At 41.9% G+C, this 18,332-nt stretch carries 16 protein-coding genes; 9 read left to right on the plus strand and 7 right to left on the minus strand.

The window, feature by feature from the left end:
* Nucleotides 1-5: 5 nt before the first annotated feature.
* On the minus strand, nt 6-1,148 hold the full coding sequence (locus COR50_RS12015) for an acyl-CoA dehydrogenase (RefSeq protein ID WP_098194208.1): 1,143 nt from the start codon (nt 1,146-1,148) through the stop codon (nt 6-8).
* A gap of 298 nt (nt 1,149-1,446) precedes the next feature.
* On the opposite strand from COR50_RS12015, the gene COR50_RS12020 reads away from it, so the two are divergent.
* Both COR50_RS12020 and COR50_RS12025 read left to right on the plus strand, forming a co-directional pair.
* The gene (locus tag COR50_RS12020; protein ID WP_098196208.1) at nt 1,447-2,130 is read left to right on the plus strand and encodes a YggS family pyridoxal phosphate-dependent enzyme; all 684 of its coding nucleotides are present in this window, start codon (nt 1,447-1,449) and stop codon (nt 2,128-2,130) included.
* 68 nt (nt 2,131-2,198) lie between these two features.
* The gene (locus COR50_RS12025) at nt 2,199-3,428 is read left to right on the plus strand and encodes a TlpA disulfide reductase family protein (protein WP_098196209.1); all 1,230 of its coding nucleotides are present in this window, start codon (nt 2,199-2,201) and stop codon (nt 3,426-3,428) included.
* A 90-nt stretch (nt 3,429-3,518) separates the two neighbouring features.
* On the opposite strand, the gene dcd is transcribed toward COR50_RS12025, so the two are convergent.
* The gene (gene dcd / locus COR50_RS12030; RefSeq protein ID WP_098194209.1) at nt 3,519-4,055 is read right to left on the minus strand and encodes a dCTP deaminase; all 537 of its coding nucleotides are present in this window, start codon (nt 4,053-4,055) and stop codon (nt 3,519-3,521) included.
* Nucleotides 4,056-4,221: 166 nt separating this feature from the next.
* Between dcd and COR50_RS12035 the strand changes: the two genes are divergently transcribed.
* The 7 genes from COR50_RS12035 (at nt 4,222) to lpdA (ending at nt 12,337) form a co-directional block, all read left to right on the plus strand.
* Nucleotides 4,222-4,839 carry a 4'-phosphopantetheinyl transferase family protein gene (locus COR50_RS12035; protein WP_098196210.1) on the plus strand — a complete coding sequence of 206 codons (618 nt, stop codon included), beginning with the start codon at nt 4,222-4,224 and terminating at the stop codon, nt 4,837-4,839.
* A 43-nt stretch (nt 4,840-4,882) separates the two neighbouring features.
* Nucleotides 4,883-5,419: a shikimate kinase gene (locus COR50_RS12040; protein WP_232516157.1), complete on the plus strand. Its 537-nt coding sequence runs from the start codon at nt 4,883-4,885 to the stop codon at nt 5,417-5,419.
* Nucleotides 5,412-5,798 carry a DUF423 domain-containing protein gene (locus COR50_RS12045; RefSeq protein ID WP_098194210.1) on the plus strand — a complete coding sequence of 129 codons (387 nt, stop codon included), beginning with the start codon at nt 5,412-5,414 and terminating at the stop codon, nt 5,796-5,798. The genes COR50_RS12040 and COR50_RS12045 overlap by 8 nt, the downstream gene beginning before the upstream one ends.
* A 10-nt stretch (nt 5,799-5,808) precedes the next feature.
* On the plus strand, nt 5,809-7,248 hold the full coding sequence (locus tag COR50_RS12050) for an alpha/beta hydrolase family protein (protein WP_098194211.1): 1,440 nt from the start codon (nt 5,809-5,811) through the stop codon (nt 7,246-7,248).
* A gap of 45 nt (nt 7,249-7,293) precedes the next feature.
* Entirely contained in the window at nt 7,294-9,915 is a 2,622-nt protein-coding gene (locus tag COR50_RS12055) for an FtsK/SpoIIIE family DNA translocase (protein WP_098194212.1), read from the plus strand.
* A gap of 132 nt (nt 9,916-10,047) precedes the next feature.
* Nucleotides 10,048-10,722 (plus strand): outer membrane lipoprotein chaperone LolA, encoded by a 675-nt coding sequence (lolA, locus tag COR50_RS12060; protein ID WP_098194213.1) that lies wholly within the window; start codon nt 10,048-10,050, stop codon nt 10,720-10,722.
* A gap of 208 nt (nt 10,723-10,930) precedes the next feature.
* Nucleotides 10,931-12,337 carry a dihydrolipoyl dehydrogenase gene (lpdA, locus tag COR50_RS12065; RefSeq protein ID WP_098194214.1) on the plus strand — a complete coding sequence of 469 codons (1,407 nt, stop codon included), beginning with the start codon at nt 10,931-10,933 and terminating at the stop codon, nt 12,335-12,337.
* A gap of 74 nt (nt 12,338-12,411) precedes the next feature.
* On the opposite strand, the gene COR50_RS12070 is transcribed toward lpdA, so the two are convergent.
* From COR50_RS12070 to COR50_RS12090, 5 genes are all read right to left on the minus strand, one after another.
* Nucleotides 12,412-13,014 (minus strand): short chain dehydrogenase, encoded by a 603-nt coding sequence (locus tag COR50_RS12070; RefSeq protein WP_098194215.1) that lies wholly within the window; start codon nt 13,012-13,014, stop codon nt 12,412-12,414.
* A 78-nt stretch (nt 13,015-13,092) separates the two neighbouring features.
* A complete protein-coding gene (locus COR50_RS12075) occupies nt 13,093-13,950 on the minus strand; it encodes a helix-turn-helix domain-containing protein (protein ID WP_098194216.1) in 858 nt (285 codons plus the stop codon).
* A 451-nt stretch (nt 13,951-14,401) separates the two neighbouring features.
* On the minus strand, nt 14,402-14,611 hold the full coding sequence (locus COR50_RS22745) for a HepT-like ribonuclease domain-containing protein (protein ID WP_394336712.1): 210 nt from the start codon (nt 14,609-14,611) through the stop codon (nt 14,402-14,404).
* Entirely contained in the window at nt 14,604-14,903 is a 300-nt protein-coding gene (locus COR50_RS22750) for a nucleotidyltransferase family protein (protein ID WP_098194217.1), read from the minus strand. Before COR50_RS22750 ends, COR50_RS22745 begins: the two co-directional genes overlap by 8 nt.
* A 66-nt stretch (nt 14,904-14,969) precedes the next feature.
* On the minus strand, nt 14,970-17,819 hold the full coding sequence (locus tag COR50_RS12090) for a S8 family serine peptidase (protein ID WP_098194218.1): 2,850 nt from the start codon (nt 17,817-17,819) through the stop codon (nt 14,970-14,972).
* Between the last annotated feature and the right edge of the window lie 513 nt (nt 17,820-18,332).

The following is an 18,332-nucleotide window of genomic DNA, read 5'->3' on the forward strand; positions in this document are numbered from 1 at the left end:
ATTTTTTATTTTCCAATAATACTTCTACCGATAACGATCCGTTGTACTTCGGAAGTGCCTTCGTAGATCTGGGTGATCTTGGCATCTCTCATCAAGCGTTCCACGTGGTATTCTTTAACATAGCCGTAGCCGCCATGTACCTGTACTGCCTCGGTAGCAACCCACATGGCTGTTTCTGATGCAAATACTTTGGCCATGGAGCCGCTCAGTGTATAATCTAAGCCATTATCTTTTTCCCATGCCGCCTTGAGGCAAAGCAGGCGTGCTGCTTCGATCTGGGTGGCCATGTCGGCCAATTTAAACTGTATAGCTTGGTGGTTACATATTTCAGTTCCGAAAGCCTTGCGAGATTTGGAATATTTCAAGGCTAATTCGTAAGCACCGCTGGCAATTCCCAAAGCTTGGCTGGCAATACCAATTCTGCCGCCACCAAGAGTTTTCATAGCAAACTTAAATCCGAACCCATCTTCACCGATCCTGTTTTCCTTCGGAACTTTAACATCTTGGAACATGATACTATGTGTATCACTACCACGGATCCCCAGCTTATTTTCTTTTACCCCGATGGTAATGCCGGGACTGTTTTTCTCTACGATCAGGGCATTGATGCCTTTACTGCCTTTTTCAGGATGAGTTTGAGCTATTACGAGGTAAGTGCTGGCAGAGTTACCGTTAGTGATCCAGTTCTTGGTACCGTTTAATAAATAGTGATCCCCTTTATCTTCGGCGGTAGTTCTTTGTGATGTTGCGTCAGAACCTGCTTCCGGCTCACTTAAGAGGAATGCGCCGATCACTTCGCCCTTAGCTAAGGGTACGAGGTATTTTTGTTTCTGTTCTTCATTGCCAAAGTGTTCTAAACCCCAGCATACCAAAGAATTATTAACGCTCATCACCACGGCGGCAGAGGCATCGATCTTGGAAATTTCTTCCATTGCCAAAACATAAGAGATGGTATCTAAACCGGATCCCCCGTATTTGGGATCAACCATCATACCGAGAAAACCGAGCTCGCCTAACTGTTTCACCTGTTCAGCCGGGAATTTTTGTAATTCATCCCTTTCGATAACCCCGGGTAGTAACTCGTTATTAGCGAAATCCCTGGCCGCTTTCTGAATCATTAAATGTTCTTCTGATAACTGGAAATTCATATAAGATTGTTTAATTGTATCCTGCTTTATGATGTTTACAAACCTATTTATTCTTGGGCATCTAAAAAAATACGCCTTCCATAATTCGGCAACATCCAAGTTTCAGCGAAAATTTTTGAATAAACACAAGGACAAAGCCACATTTCTTTTGATAAACATCTTTACCCCCTCCTTTGTTTCCGTACCGCTCAAAAACAAAAAACGATCCGTGCAATCCTTAAATCCCCCTAAAATCCGTGAACAAAATCCGTGGCCAAAACGCATGAGCAATGGTCGCTTTTCTTTAATTTTGAGGCTTATGTCAGTAAATTTATCAGCTTATCAATCTGTTTTAAAGGAATTACAACCATTTGCAGCGGCCTTGGTGGCTGTTTCGAAGGTGAAGCCGGCAAGCGATATCCGGGAGTTATACGATGCGGGACAAAGAATTTTCGGCGAAAACTATGTTCAGGAGATGGTAGACAAGCAAAGCCAGCTCCCGGCAGATATACAATGGCATTTTATCGGGCATCTTCAAAGTAACAAGGTGAAATACATTGCTCCCTTTGTAACGATGATCCACGCGGTCGATAGCTTGAAACTATTACAGGAAATTAATAAACAAGCCGCTAAATCGAACCGGGTAATTTATTGCCTGCTTCAAATCCATATCGCTGAAGAGGAAACCAAGTTCGGCTTGGATGAAGCGGAGTTGATGAACTTGCTGAACGATTATAAAACCCAAGCTGCTGCTTGGCCATATGTTAAAATTGCCGGGCTAATGGGGATGGCCACCAATACCGATAACTTGGAACAAGTGCGCAAAGAATTTGCAGGGCTGAAAACATTGCATGGCAAGATTAAAGCGGATTTCTTCGCTGATGAGCCGGCATTCAAGGAATTGTCGATGGGCATGAGTGGAGATTATCACTTGGCTTTAGAAGAAGGTAGCACATTGGTTCGCATCGGCAGTTTACTATTCGGTGCCAGGATTCGACCATAATTTAATTAGTCTATAGGTGGAGTAGGATAAATGCTTTTAATTTGCAAGGCATAATCATCATCGATCTAATGAAGCATTTTCTGATTGTAGCGCTGGCATTATTCGCCGGCCTAAGTTTACATGCGCAACAACGCTTAACCAAAGGCATTTGGCAGGCGAAACTCCATCGAAGCGATGGCGCGGATATCGTTTTCAATTTTGACTTGGTACGGGAGTCAGGCAAGCCCGTCATATATATTATCAATGCCAAAGAAAGGATGCGCGTGGATGAAATAACTACTTCCGCGGATTCAGCTTGGATAAAAATGCCCTTTTTTGATAATGACTTCAAAGCGGCCATCTTAAAGGATGGTAGCTTACAAGGGATTTGGACCAGGCATTTACCCACGGGAGATCAAACGATTCCATTTACGGCTAAACCCGGTGTAAAAGTGCGCTTCCCAGTTCGCAATAAGCCGGCTGCTGATGTTAGCGGTCGCTGGCCTACATATTTCTATAAACCGGGCGAAGCGGATTCTTCTTTCGCCATCGGTGAGTTCGAGCAAAATGGCAATACCGTATACGGCACTTTCCTTACCAGTAGCGGTGATTACAGGTATTTGCAAGGAGTTGTAGACGGTAACCAATTGAAGTTATCTACTTTTGACGGCTCCCATGCCTACTTGTTCACGGCCAGGGTCGAGGGTAAAACAATGAAAGAGGGTATTTTCTATGCGGGCATCACCGCCAAGGAGCATTGGATAGCCAAGAATGATCCCGCTGCGAAACTACCCGATGAACGTACGCTCAATACAATGCGTCCGGGTGAAAGCCGCCTGGATTTTGTCTTCCCGGATCTAAACGGCCATAAAGTAAGTATTAATGATCCCAGGTTTAGGAACAAGGTCGTGATCGTAAGCATTGGCGGTTCCTGGTGTCCTAACTGTATGGATGAAACGGCCTACCTCAGCAAATGGTATAAAGAAAATAAACAAAGGGGGGTAGAAGTAATTGCATTAGCATACGAACGTACCACCGATTTTGAAAAGTCAAGGCAATCCGCTGCGAAATTCGCAGAAAGGTTCCGGGTTACCTACCCAGTTTTAATTACCCAGGTAACGCCCGGGGATCCAAAGAAAACGGAGAAAACTTTACCGCAACTAACGGGATTGAAAGGTTTCCCCACTTCGATATTCATTGATAAGAAAGGTGAGGTCCGGGAGGTACATACCGGCTTTTCAGGTCCCGGGACAGGGGAGCATTACGAGGAATTTAAAAGGAATTTTAATGCCTTGATCGATAAATTACTGGCTGAATAACAGCAACATCCAAGTATAAAAATCCCTTGCATACATATACAATGCAAGGGATTTTTAAAAATATCTTATATAAAATATTAGTTTACCATACTAAAACTCATTCTTCCACATCATGCTTTCTACCGGGCGAACGGTACGGTTATTATACTTAGCATTACCTTTCTTGTTGTAAAAAGTTTCTATTTCACCTTCCACGACAAAATATATGAGTTGACCGATCGGCATTCCTGCGTATATCCTCACGGGTTGAGCGCAAGAGATTTCAAGGGTCCAGGTATTGCAAAAACCAACATCGCCTTTACCGGCGGTAGCGTGGATATCTATACCGAGACGCCCCGTGCTGGATTTTCCCTCCAGGAAGGGTACATGCGCATGGGTTTCTGTATACTCTTCAGTTACGCCGAGGTAAAGCGTGTTGGGTTCTAATACAAACCCTTCTCCCGGGATTTCAAAATGCACGATTTCGTTATGTTGCTTGGCGTCCAGGACACGGTTCTTGTACGTGGCTAAGTATTTGCCCAAGTGCACATCATACGAGTTGGTTCCCAGGTATTTCCTGTCATACGGTTCTATGACGATCGTCCCTTTTTCAATTTCTTCCAGGATGCGCGTATCCGACAAAATCATAGTTTGCTTGTTGAATTGTGATATGTTAGATTTGAATCTTTACGACATGTATTGTATCATTGCCACATATTGCATTCGCCCTGCATGAAACAAGATAGTAAATTCTGCTGATGTTTGGGTTGATGCGACATGAAAACAGTTACATTCGCAAATAATGCGGCAAGATATGCCATTAATACGTACGATACAAATTAATGAAGCTACAAAGCTCGGGGTGTGGAAAATTAGCGAACAGGAGTCCTTTTTCCGGCAGCAGGTGAGTATTGACCCGGCCATCCATCACCCGCACAAGCGGTTGCAGCATTTCGCTGGCCGGATGTTGCTAAAGACCTTGTTCCCTTCATTTCCATTGGAGGAAATCCGCGTGATGGAAAGCCGCAAACCACACCTGGTTTGCAATTCCTTTCATTTCTCAATCTCCCATTGTGGAGATTATGCGGCAGCGATCGTGAGTAAGGAAGCCGCAGTTGGCATAGATATTGAGTTTGCGCAGGAGAAAATCGAGAAGGTCAGCCATAAGTTCCTATCACCTGTAGAGCGATCATTTATTGATCCGGCCCACTCCCTGGCCCACAAAACAGTTTGCTGGAGTGCGAAGGAAGCTATATTTAAGTGGTACGGGCTAGGTAAGTTAGATTTTAAAGAAGACATGCCCCTCGAACCGTTTCCATTTGGCGTAGTCGGTAGTATTTATTGTAATTTTATGAAATCTGCTACCCCATCGCGTTTAAATTTGCAATACATTTACGAGAATGACCTATCATTGGCATGGGTTATATCTTAAATTTAAATATAATAGCCCCTATCACCTTCAATTAGCATGGTATATGGAATTGAACAACAACAACAAGAACATGGGACGCAGGATATTTTTGCTCGGCTTCATGGGAGCCGGCAAAACTTACTGGGGAAAGCAGTTAGCCGAACATTTAGGTCTGCCGTTTTATGACATTGATGAAGTGATCGTGGAAGAAGAAGGGATGCCGGTAAGCGATATTTTTGCCGAGAAAGGCGAAGATTATTTCCGCATGCGTGAAACCGAGGTACTCAAAGATGTCAGCGAACAACCGGAGTTCCTCGTTTCCTGCGGCGGCGGAACACCCTGTTTTTCGGATAATATGGATTGGATGAACAACCAAGGCATAACCGTATGGATCAATCCTAGTATAGAAACTATGGTGGAGCGCTTGCAAAGAAAAAAATATAAACGTCCGCTGATCCAAGATCTTACCGATGACGATCTGTCTGCTTTCGTTGAGAAAAAATTGAACGAGAGAATACAGTTTTACCAGCTGTCACAAAAGATAATTACGGCGGATGAACTGAGCTTAGATTATTTAATAAACGAGATAACAAATGCATAAGACTTTTTTGATTTGGGCGGCGATATTAGGCGCATTGGCAGTGATACTGGGCGCTTTCGGCGCTCATAAATTGCAGGAGCTGGTTTCTGAAAAAGATGTTCATACTTTTCAAACCGGGGTGACATACCAGTTTTACCACGTTTTTGCCCTGTTGGCCGTAGGCATCTTGTATGCTTCTTATCCAACATCCAGCATGATCTGGGCAGGCAGGTGTTTCTTGATCGGTATCTTGTTATTTTCCGGTTCGCTATATGTAATGACATTAATGAAAACTACGGGTGATGTTGGCCTGCGCAAGCTTGGAATCATTACGCCGATCGGAGGGTTGTTCTTTATCGCCGGTTGGATCTGCCTATTGCTTTCGTTCTTAAAGAAATAAAAATGACCCCATGAGATTTTTAACCCGGTATCTATTTGGCTGTTTGTTTATATTTTGCTTAATGTCTTTCGGCTTGAAAGCGCAGTCTATAACAGGAAATTGGTACGGGGTGTTGGAAATCCGGAGTTCACCCTTGAGGCTTCAGCTTACCGTTGACTCAACCGCTGAAGGCTTAAAGGCCACGATGATTAGTTTGGATCAGTCTCGAGATAAAATACCTGTTGATTCGATTCGCCTGGAAAACGGGCAACTTTTTTTTATTATTAAAGCGTTTTACATCGAATACGAGGGCGCTTTTGTTGCGAACCGGGATTCAATTGAGGGCACTTTTATACAAAGGAGACATCCAAATCCTTTGAAATTCGGCAGGAGCTTCGTTACCAAGATGGACTCCCGGCTTAGGCGGCCACAAGATCCATCACCGTATGCTGGTTATTTCAGGAAGGAGGTTAAGTTTATAAATGAAGAGGACCATGTAACTTTAGCCGGAACACTTACTTATCCGGCTATCAAAAAGGGGCCATTCCCTGCGGTGATCCTCATTTCCGGCTCCGGCCCGCAGAACCGCAACGAAGAATTAATGAACCACCGCCCGTTTGCTGTCTGGGCTGATTACCTCACGAAACACGGTATTGCCGTGCTCCGCTATGATGATCGCGGGACGGCCGAATCCGGAGGGAATTACGCGAGTGCAGGGATACCTGAATTTGTAAAGGACGCGGAAGCCGCTTTTAAATTTTTACAACAACAAGATTCTTTAATTGATGTAACAAAAATTGGCCTGATCGGGCATAGCGAGGGCGGCATTGTTGCGCCCATGCTCGCATCCCGAAATCACGCGGTAGCATTCGTGGTAAGCTTGGCCGGTTTAGGTATTAATGGCGTAGATTTGTTGGCCGACCAAAATTACTGGATTTACAAATCTGAAGGCATCAGCGAGGATACCAGCCGGTTAAGGCAACAGTATATCAAGGAGTTGGGGCAGATCGTGATCCGGGCACCGAATAGAAATGAAATTCCTAAACTTGCCGCCCATGTTCTTGATAAGTTGTACGATATTTCGCTGAAACCGGGTGAAAAGGCAAAACAAAGCCGCGTGGCTTATAATGCGCAAACAGCTTTAGCCGTTAGCACAGCTTCAATGCTCGGTATACTAAAAACGGATCCATCTACGTATTTACCTAAAGTAACTTGTCCCGTTCTCGCGGTAAATGGTTCCAAGGATATTCAAGTGCCGGCAAAAGAGAATATCGAAGGATTTCAATATTGGTTGGCAAAAGGTGGGAATAAACAGGTTACAACCAAGATATTTGATCAACTGAACCATTTATTCCAACATTGTAAAACTTGCACCATCGGGGAATATGCCGAGATTGATGAAACGGTAGCGCCCGAAGTGCTGGAATTTGTAACCGGTTGGATCTCCAAGATTACCGCTGGGGACAAATAATCCTGTTTTATACGGGAAGCAATTGTTAATTTTGGTAATATAATTATGGCTGGAAATAAATTAAAGAGCAAAAAAGTAGAGAAGAAAAGTCCGCCACCACCGGATCCGGGCGTATTAAAACCGGATAAGGAAGCGGATGTAAAAATGAAGGAACTGGTAAAAGATGAGCGTACGCATAAAGTGGTGGGTACGATCTTGTTGTTATTATCAGTATACCTTTTAATAGCCTTTACATCTTACCTTTTCACCTGGGATGAAGATCAAAGCCTACTTTGCAAGGCTTGCCCTAATATTCTTTTTAGAGACGATGTAGTAGTTGAAAATGCGCTGGGCCGTTTGGGCGCTTTTTTATCCAACTGGTTTTTCTTCAACGGTTTCGGTATTGCATCATATCTTTTCTGTTACCTGTTTTTTATCTTCGGGATAAATGCCATCGTTGGTAGGAGAGTATTTCGCCCCTGGAGAAATATTAAGTATATTTTATTCGGTTTAATTTATATCAGCACAACGGCATCTTTCCTGGCACATACCGCAGAATTTCCTTTTGGCGGCGCATTAGGCGACGCGATTAATCATTGGATCACTGGATTCATCGGTAAAATTGGAATGGCCTTGTTGATATTTGTTGCGGGTTTCGCGTGGGTAATCTACAAGTTTAACGTGGATTTTAAATGGCCTGAAAAGAAAGTAAAACCGCCGAAAGAGAAATCGAAAATCGTATTGCCGCAAGAGGAGCTGGAACTTAACCCCATGCTGCAAGAAGATGACCCGGCTGGAGAAGGGGTAGTAGAAGAAATGTTGCCGGCTAAACCTAATAAACTCAAAGATAACGGTAATATCCATGTAAGTTTTCCAAACCAAGAAGATGGATTTGAAGATGGATATGAACTCGTAGAAAAGGACCAGGAAGAACATCATATTAGTTATGTTCCGCCGAAGAGTTCCCCGCATGATTCCGCTGATGCGGATGAAGAATTGCCTGCGAAAGAACTTGCTATTCCCCCCTTTGAAACAACGCCTGCATCAAAAGCAAAGCATGCGGTACCCCTGGATGAAGAATTGTCTTTGGAAATAAATCCGGGCCGCGAGGAAGCAGCAGCGGCAGAAAATGATGCAGTGCATGAGGAATTAACGCCTATTACTACCAGCGCGGATCCTCTTGATCCATACGAACCCACTTTGGACCTTCGGGATTACAAGCACCCGGGAATCGACCTGCTTGCCGTGCATGGATCAGAGAAAATCACGCAGGATACTTCCGAGCTCGAAAAGAATAAGAATCAAATCATCGAAACGCTCAAAAATTACGATATACATATCCAAAAAATCAGCGCGACGGTGGGGCCGACGGTTACTTTGTACGAAATCGTTCCCGCAGCAGGTGTAAGGATTTCCAAGATCAAGAACCTGGAAGATGATATCGCCTTGAGTTTGGCGGCGCTCGGTATCCGTATCATAGCGCCAATACCGGGTAAAGGAACGATCGGTATCGAGGTGCCGAATGTTAAGAAAACCATCGTATCGCTTCGTAATTTGATCGCTTCGGATAAATTCCAAAACAGTACGATGGATTTACCGGTGGCTATCGGTAAAAAAATCGATAACGAAAACTTTATAGCCGATCTCGCCAAGATGCCGCACTTGTTGATGGCCGGTGCAACAGGGCAAGGTAAATCTGTTGGTATCAATACTTTACTGGTTTCCTTGTTGTACAAAAAGCATCCTTCACAATTGAAATTTATCTTGGTAGACCCCAAGAAGGTAGAGCTTTCTTTATATAAATTGATCGAAAAGCATTTCCTGGCCAAATTGCCGGGTGAAGAAGATGCCATCATCACCGATACGAAGAAGGTAATCCATACTTTGAATGCTCTTTGTATCGAGATGGATCTGCGGTACGATCTTCTCAAGGAAGCCGGTACCCGTAATATCCGTGAATACAATAACAAATTCGTACAACGTAAACTCAACCCGCAAAAGGGGCATCGCTATTTACCCTTTATAGTATTGGTAGTGGATGAGTTTGCCGACCTGATCATGACCGCGGGTAAAGAAGTGGAGATGCCGATCGCACGTTTAGCGCAATTGGCGCGCGCGGTGGGTATCCATTTAATAATCGCGACGCAAAGACCTTCCGTAAATATTATCACCGGTACGATCAAAGCTAACTTCCCGGCCCGTATCGCCTTCAAGGTTTCCTCGAAAGTTGATTCCAGGACGATCCTGGATACCGGTGGAGCAGAGCAGTTAATCGGGCAGGGGGATATGTTGATCTCGTATAACGGGGAATTGGTGCGTTTGCAATGTGCTTTCGTAGACACGCCCGAGGTGGAGGAGATCGCGGAATTTATCGGGCAGCAACGCGGCTATACAGACGCCTACATGTTACCCGAATACGTGGATGAAAAGGATATGGAGAGCAAGGAATTTGCTTTATCCGAAAGGGATTCGCTGTTCGAAGATGCCGCCAGGGTAATCGTACAATCCCAACAAGGATCTACATCATTGCTACAAAGAAGAATGAAGTTAGGCTATAACCGCGCCGGTAGATTAATGGATCAGCTGGAAGCGGCAGGTATTGTTGGCCCTAGCATGGGCAGTAAAGCCCGGGAGGTACATGTTAAAACCGAGGCCGATTTAGAAGAAATTCTTAATGATTTGTTATAAATTTTTATTATTTGATCGATCGTTTCCGTCTTTCATTGAAAAAGGCGACTTTTGCATTCCTTTAACAACTGTCATAACTAGTATCGGCATAACTTTTGTCTTATAGCCGGTATAAAATCAAAAACAAGTACAATGAAGAAAACGGTCATACTAGGGACTTTGCTGTTAGGATTATCATTTATGAGTGTTGCGCAAAGCACGGCAAATTCTATAGGTAAAAGCGACCCGAAAGCTAAAGCTATCCTCGATGGCGTTAGTAAAAAATTACAATCCCTGAAATCATTGGTGGCCAACTTTGTATTAAAAATTGAAGGTGGAAGCGGAAATAACGTGATGGATTCCCAAAAAGGTACCGTGTACGTTAAAGGTTCAAAGTATAAAGTTACGATGGCCGACCGAGAAATTATATGTGATAATAAAACTTCTTGGACATATTCCAAGGATGTTAACGAGGTGACTGTCAATACGATAGATCAAAATGGTCAATCCATGACGCCGGCCAAATTGTTTACTAATTTTTATGATAAAGATTATTTGTACCGCTTGTTAGGTGAGACAACCGAGAAAGGCAAAGTTTTGCAACAGATCGAGTTGACGCCGGTGGATAAATCCAAAAACGTGTTTAAAGCGATGGTGGATGTAGACAAAAAGGCACAAACAATCGTTAGAATGAAAATTTTCGAGAAAAACGGTAACCGTTTTACTTACGAGATCACCGATTTGAAACCGAATGGAGCGGTCAGTGAAAGCCTATTTACTTTCGATGCCAAGAAATATCCCGGCGTAGAAGTGGTGGACTTGCGCTAACCGGGTGCATGATATTCTAAAAATGGATGTATGGCCACTCATTTTAAAAGAGCTATACATCCATTTTTAATTTTATATAAACATATTTTTGAATCAAAATTGGCCATGGGCGTTGGTTTTATCACGCGGATGTAAGTCCTGTATATTTAGCAGTAATTTTGCTATTTTCTTACTACCTTTGGCAAGTTTTAAATAAAAATTAAGCAATATGGCATACGACGTAATCGTAATTGGTAGCGGCCCTGGTGGCTATGTAGCTGCTATCCGTGCTTCGCAACTGGGACTTAAAACAGCAATCGTAGAAAGGGAGAATTTGGGTGGTATTTGTTTGAACTGGGGCTGTATCCCAACTAAAGCATTATTGAAATCTGCCCAGGTGTTTGAATATATCCAACATTCAAAAGATTACGGTTTTACCGTGAATGATGCCCAGGTTGATTTTGATGCCATCATCAAACGTTCCCGCGGTGTTGCCGACAAGATGAGCCGTGGTGTTCAGTTCTTGATGAAGAAAAACAAGATCGATGTGCTGATGGGTAACGGTAAAGTGAAAGCCAAAGGTCAAGTAGAAGTTACTGATAAAGACGGTAAAGCAACTACTTACGATGCTAAACACATCATCTTGGCTACAGGCGCTCGTTCCCGTGAATTGCCTAATCTTAAAATCGATGGTAAAGGCGTGATCGGCTACCGTGAAGCATTGGTATTGCCAAAACAACCTAAATCCATGATCGTTGTGGGTTCTGGCGCTATCGGCGTTGAATTTGCTTACTTCTATAATAGTTTGGGTACCAAGGTTACTATCGTGGAATTTATGCCGCGTATCGTGCCTGTAGAAGATGAAGATATCTCTAAAGAACTGGAGAAAATCTACAAGAAAAAAGGTATCGAAATCATGACTAATTCCAGCGTGGAAGCTGTTGAAAAAAGTGGTGACGGCGTTAAAGCGAAAGTGAAAACTGCCAACGGTGAAATCACCTTGGAAGCAGACGTCGTGTTGAGCGCTGTAGGGATCGCTGCTAATATCGAGAATATCGGCCTGGAAACATTAGGTGTGAAAACCGATAAAGGTAAAGTCTTGGTTGATAAATTCTATCAAACAAATGTGAACGGTATCTACGCTATCGGTGATATGGTGCCGGGTCAAGCTTTGGCACACGTTGCCTCTAAAGAAGCGATTGTTTGTGTTGAAAATATCGCTTATAACGAGAAGAAATTTGCGCATCAACCTGAAGCGATCGATTATATGAACATCCCGGGTTGTACCTATTGTGCGCCTGAGATTGCTTCTGTTGGTTATACTGAAAAAGCTGCGAAAGAAGCCGGTTACGAAATTAAAGTGGGTAAATTCCCATTCTCAGCTTCCGGTAAAGCTTCTGCTGCCGGTGCTCCTGAAGGTTTCGTAAAAGTGATCTTCGATGCTAAATACGGTGAATGGTTAGGTACGCACATGATTGGTGCTAACGTTACTGAAATCATCGCTGAAACCGTAGTGGCACGTAAGCTGGAAACTACTTACCACGAGGTGTTGAACTCAATTCACCCGCACCCGACTATGAGCGAATCCGTGAAAGATGCGATCGAAGTGGCTTACGGTGAAGCGATTCACCTGTAGTAACGAATAATAATATTCCTTTTTAGATGATAGATCCCGGTGGCAACACCGGGATTTTTATTTTACTAGCGGATTTATGAATATACTTTCAATATTTCACCGTTGACAGCTCCTTCAATGCTTAAGATATAGGCATTAACAACCTTCCTCATCGGGGCAAGATTAAAGCCGGGAAATAAATTGCCATACCTTTCGAAACTGTCTTCAACAAGCCCCGGGCTAACGGCATTAATCCTTAAGTCATTTTTTAATTCTTGCGCGGAGGCCAAAACAAAACTATTGATAGCGCCATTTATGGTTGCGACGACGGCGCCGTTTTTTGCCGGGTGTTCTGCCGCGATGCCCGATGTTAGTGTAAATGATCCTTCTCGGGATATATACTTTTTACCGGTTAATACAAGGTTGATCTGCCCCAGCATTTTGCCCTGTATGCCCGGCATAAAGTCATCCGCTGTCATCGTGTTATAATCGCCGTAAAATCCGGTTCCTGCCGTACATACGCAGGCATCAACTTGTTTGATGTCTTCAAACATTTTTTGGATGGACTTAGGATCGGTAATATCAACATGGATATCGCCGCTGTTTCTTCCGGCCGTAATAACTTGATGCTTCGGCTGTAGCGCATCAACTATCTTTTTTCCTATGGTTCCGCAACCACCTACAATTAAAATTTTCATATACTTTGTTTGTATTTCTTGTACAGCAAAAGTATACTTAGTAATAGAGCGGTTGTTATTACAAAAAGTTCAGTTATTTTAACTTTCAGCTCTAAATTCGGAGGGCGTCATATGATAGGTTTTTTTAAAAATCCTAGTGAAATAGGAAAGGCTTTCAAAGCCGCATTTTTCAGATATCTCTGAAATTCTCTCCTGTGTATTTTTTAAAAGTAAGCATGAATATTCTAAACGCTTTTGGTTAATCCATTTTGCAGGTGAAGAACTATATATCGTGGCGAAATCCCTTTTAAAAGATGATAAGCTCCTGTTAGTAAGGTTTGCATAGTCTTTAAGGGATAGTTTATGGAATAAGTATTTATCCATTACGTATGTTATGTTTTCAGTTGAAGTGGAGATGATAGCGTCCCAAAATGGAATGGTTTCCGAGAGTGGAATGGTTTTAAAGATGTAGAGTAAAATCTCTTTTTGTTTGAGCAGTAAAATATTTTTTTCTTTCAACGGCTCTTGAATGAAATATTGACCCAGTTGACTTTTGTATGTTTCTATAACGGGGTTACTTTTTATCTTTAAGAAGGGAATATTTGAAAGATTATTAGAAGATTTTATGTTGTATTCAGCGGTGACCTCTTGGACAATTTTGGGTTTTAGAAAAAGTAAAATGGCTTCAAATTCACTCTTTTCTTCAAAATATTCCGCCATGGCGTAAATGCCTTTTTTTAAGAATATAATTTCTTGCGGTGTAACTTCTACTGTTTCATTTTGAATATGTAAATGCTTGTATCCCTTCAATATAAAAATCAACACATTTTCCGTAAGAAATATGTTGCGCAGGGCCGTTTTGTTTTCTATTTTATGTTTGGCGAAAAAAGTATTTTCAACAACCAGGAAGGAGCTGTCTACCGGGTCTATTTCCTTAGGCGGAAAATGATATATCATGTTAATAATAAGTTTCTATGATATGTAGCAAATATATACAGCAATCCGCGGTATATCATTTAAACCGGGAAGTTAGGCTTATTAATTTAAAGTGATCATTCTTGAAATTCGACTTATAATGCTTTCATGTAAAAGCTTATGGTACTCTTGTAGTTTTTCCGGGAAAATCTTGCGATGCAAATCGAGAATGAACAATGTACTATTGGCTAATTAGCTAGAAATTATCTTCGTTTAGGAAAAACTGTTACAACGAAATCATGGTTCAATACCGATCCGACCGAACTTATAGGGGGAAACTTAATATGAGATTGTAAGATACATTCAAGTTATTTATTCACCTAACAAGGATTCAACTTCTGTTTTTAAAATTGGAAGATGGTTTACAATTATTCCCCAAACACCTCATCAGATACGGTGTCGTAACCATTATTCTATTCCTTGCGTCAACAATTTACCTAGAGTTGGAAATGGCAATGTTACTGTTTAATTTCAGGATTTTACTAAGAGCTTCACCAATAATTTCAATGTTTCTTTCAACCGCACGCCTTGTCCGCAAGTCATCTTGATATCTTCCAAAACTTCTCTCCGTGTCCTCGATAAAACTTTCAATTTCTATTATTGCATTGAGAATGTCATAAAGCCATGTTTGTATTTTATCTATACACGAGTTGCATTTGTTGGTTTATAGCTTGCTTGAAATATGGGTTTTTTATAGCTTTTCTTTCCAATAGATCAACTGGTCTTTTCAATAAGTCTTGAAGCGAAAATTTGAGATCAAAATAATTGTCCGCATAATCTTCTACGTTGATATTGGAGAAATCAACAATTAGATCAATATCGCTGTCTGCGTTAAATTTTTCTGTCAAAATGGACCCGAAAGCGTACAAGCTTTTTACCTTGTGAGTTTCACAAAGCTTGTTAATATCCTTTATGTATGCTGCGAGTCTGTCCAATTCCTAATTTTCTTTATCAAATTTACGGAAATTTTGAATATCTTTTTACACCCAAAGCTCCGGTTATCATAACTTAATAAAAGGAATTTTAAACTCCAACCGCCCTTTTCTATAGATAACACACCAGTATTGCCCGGCAGGGAGCTGTTTGACATCGAATGACTGCCTCAAACCCGTTAGTAAGCGCATTCTTCTTGTTATACCTTTTGCATCCATTATTCTAACTACGATGTCATCCCCGTAATCGGCATTGAGTAATGTGAAAACATCCTGTACAGGATTGGGATAAAGAAAATATTGACCACTACCTACCATATCTACGGCAACCGTATCTGTATAAATCGTTTGTCCGGATTTGGTAGTGAGCTTAGCTCTATAATATACCACGCCGGGTTGTAATACGGTATCTATCCTTTGAAAAAAATTATTGCCGTTAACCCGCTCCCCGGAAATTTTCTTGAAGCTTTGATGCTGTAATTTTTCCCAACTCATTTCTTCCAGCAGGTGTGCTGCGCTCAATCTTAATTGTAGATGCACTGTACTCCCGGTTATTTTATCCGCCAATATCTGTTTTACAAAACAACCTACTCCCTGCATTTGATAATTGATTACATTCCCGGTTTGTCCGACCCAACCATCTTTAGAAACCGGCGCCACGGAATAATACAATGGTAATTGATCTTGCTTCGGGAGGACGATTTCAGTAGCTTCGGTTTCTTGTATAGGAAGCAGGCGGTTTCCAATGATCGCGTAAATTGTATAAGCCGTTGCTTGTTCAATACCTGCCCATTGCAGTGCTAGGTTTTCTTTACAGTTATATAAAACTGAAATATCTGGTTTGGGGCTGATCCGGAATGTATCGCTGGTAAATGATCGGGCGTTATTTTCTATTTTAAGCAATGCCTTGTGAAATATCCCTTCCGGGATTTCCCAGTTAACTGCGCCGTCCTTAAGCCGGATATTGCTTCCGATGGACTTCCAGGTAATACCGGCGTCTAAACTATAATATAAATTCGCTGCTTCCCCGATATTGGAATGCCAGCGGATGGTATTACTTTCGCCGGGAGTGAGGATCAAGTTTTTGTTCGGAAACTCCCACTCAAAATAATTGCTAGGAACAATGTCCCATGCCATGTAAAATTCTTGATTGTTCGCGGATAGTTGTTGACTGTGCACGTTAACCAAGTAATCTCCTGCTACCGGGTTTTGAACACTGGTGAGTTCCTGGTTGTTCAAATGATCAATGCCTCTCCTGGAGCTGGCAGCCAGGGAATCTTTACTTGGAAAATAACTTAATACCCAGGGATGGTAAACTTTTCCAGCGGGATCTACGAGCTGTAGATCAAGATCATTTATAAGCGAGAGGTCTGTATCGATGTTTGCCGCGGGGTCGTTCCAGGCAATGCTTACTTTTAAAATGGCTGTTCCCGGTGGAACAGGGATGGTATTTTGAAAGTTCCCGCCCGGATTTAAACTTGCCTTTATGAAATGTTGCTCCAGCAAGCTGTTGAGCGCTCTCCTTGTATTCAATGAACCGTAACCCGATTGGTAGGAGAGCGGGTTATTGAGCGGCGTGTCGGCGGTATTCATCAATAAGGCTTTTATCAAAGCAATAGACGGAGATTCTTGAAATAGGTACCTGTAAGCATTCTGTAGGATGTTGACGCTTCCGGATACCATCGCAGCTGCTTCGGAAGTGCCTCCAGGACCGTAAGCAACAATGAATGGTTGGATCCTTCCATCGAAACCCGGGCCCCTGGAACTCAGTGTTGATACCTGCCCGTCAAGATCTGTTGCACCGACTGTAATAACATTTTTTGCCTGTTTGAACGTCCCTGTAAGATTTGCAAACCCGTGAATGCCTTTATATAAACCGGCATCGGGCGTGGTGGTGCCGCTATTGCCGCTGGAAAATATATGTACCAGGCTATCGATGCGGTTGACTTGTTGGTCGTAGGCAAGGGCTTCGGCCCCGTAATAGTTCTCGATACCCACCCCGTAAGAATGATTTTGTAAGAGGCAATGCCAGTGTAGGAAAAAGGCATCATCATCGGGGAGTAATACTTCAAAATTCGATGGTAATAAATTGGCGCCGGGACTAATTCCTTTTCCATGATAGCCGCTATTGCCAATACCGGACATGATTACAGCCATATCTGTAGCATGTAAGGAAAATATTTTTGATGCCCTTGAATTGGCAACTTGTTTATATAGTAAATCTATATCCGTCGTATCAAACATATTTTCCTTAATGCTGATCGTGCTGCGTGGATTCGCGAAATTCGGGAAGGCAGATTGAGCACTTTCTATATTATTCAAACCGAAATCCTTTTCTTTTATGGGACCTTCTATTTGCGGAGCCCTGGCAATGTCGCAGAATTTTATAGAATTTTCAGAAAGAATCCCGGGAATGTCTTTCACTTTTACAATGAAAATTCCATAAGGAGCAGTGGTATGCCAGTGGATAGTTTGAACATTACCCATCCAATTGCTATCAAGGTTTTCAAGATTGTTGTTAAATACGATAGTCAGTTTTAAAGATTGCCCCGGGGTACTTTTGTGTAAGGCATTCAGCAAGGCTGGACTCGCTTTCCACATTGAGTTGGCCGGAACAGCGTAGAGGATTTTCTGTTGCCAGCTGTTATCGAAGTTTCCATTAATAATAAAATGAACAGGGCTGATTCTTTTTAGAACATGGAAGGGAAATTGTTGCCCCGCGGGAGGAATTTCTTTGAATTTGATGAGAAGATTTTCAATTGTTCCTTTCGCCCAATTCTTGCCAGTGGTATCCGCGCCATAAAGTTGCAATAAACTGTCTTTCGATTGGTGGATAGCTTGCAACTGACCAATGCAGTGATTGGAATGAAATAAAAAACCTAGGATCAATAATAAATGGCTAACAACAATATTTTTCATAAAAATTATATTGCCCGGTGATTTATATGGTAATTGATGTAAATAGTTATAAAAATATTGATTACATATAAAGGATTCCTGACAGAATATTACATGACAATCGATTCGCTAATTTAGATTTTGGTCATAACCGCTGCGGGTAGTTCTGAAATTGAATTTAACCTAATTAATCGATTTAAAATAATTAAGTTTATATGTATTCCTTTGCTATAGCCTGTTTACAAAGGCTAAAAATTTTATTACATCGGAATTTGTAACTGCGATATTTCTTGCAATCTATTTTTTTAATTTTATTTTTTTTATGGTGGTTTGTAATTAATATTGTAATATTGATATAGCAATCAAAAATTGAAAAACTATATACCCAAGCTTGGGTAGTTGATCTTAATCATAATCATTATTCATAGCGGAACCTATCTGTCCGCCTGGAAGATTCCGTTTTAAAGAGCATATTGTAATATAGAACCTGCTTTTACTAGTGTATGAAAAAAGGAGCGTTTTAATGGCCAAGAT

Source organism: Chitinophaga caeni (genome assembly GCF_002557795.1).
Lineage (GTDB): Bacteria > Bacteroidota > Bacteroidia > Chitinophagales > Chitinophagaceae > Chitinophaga > Chitinophaga caeni.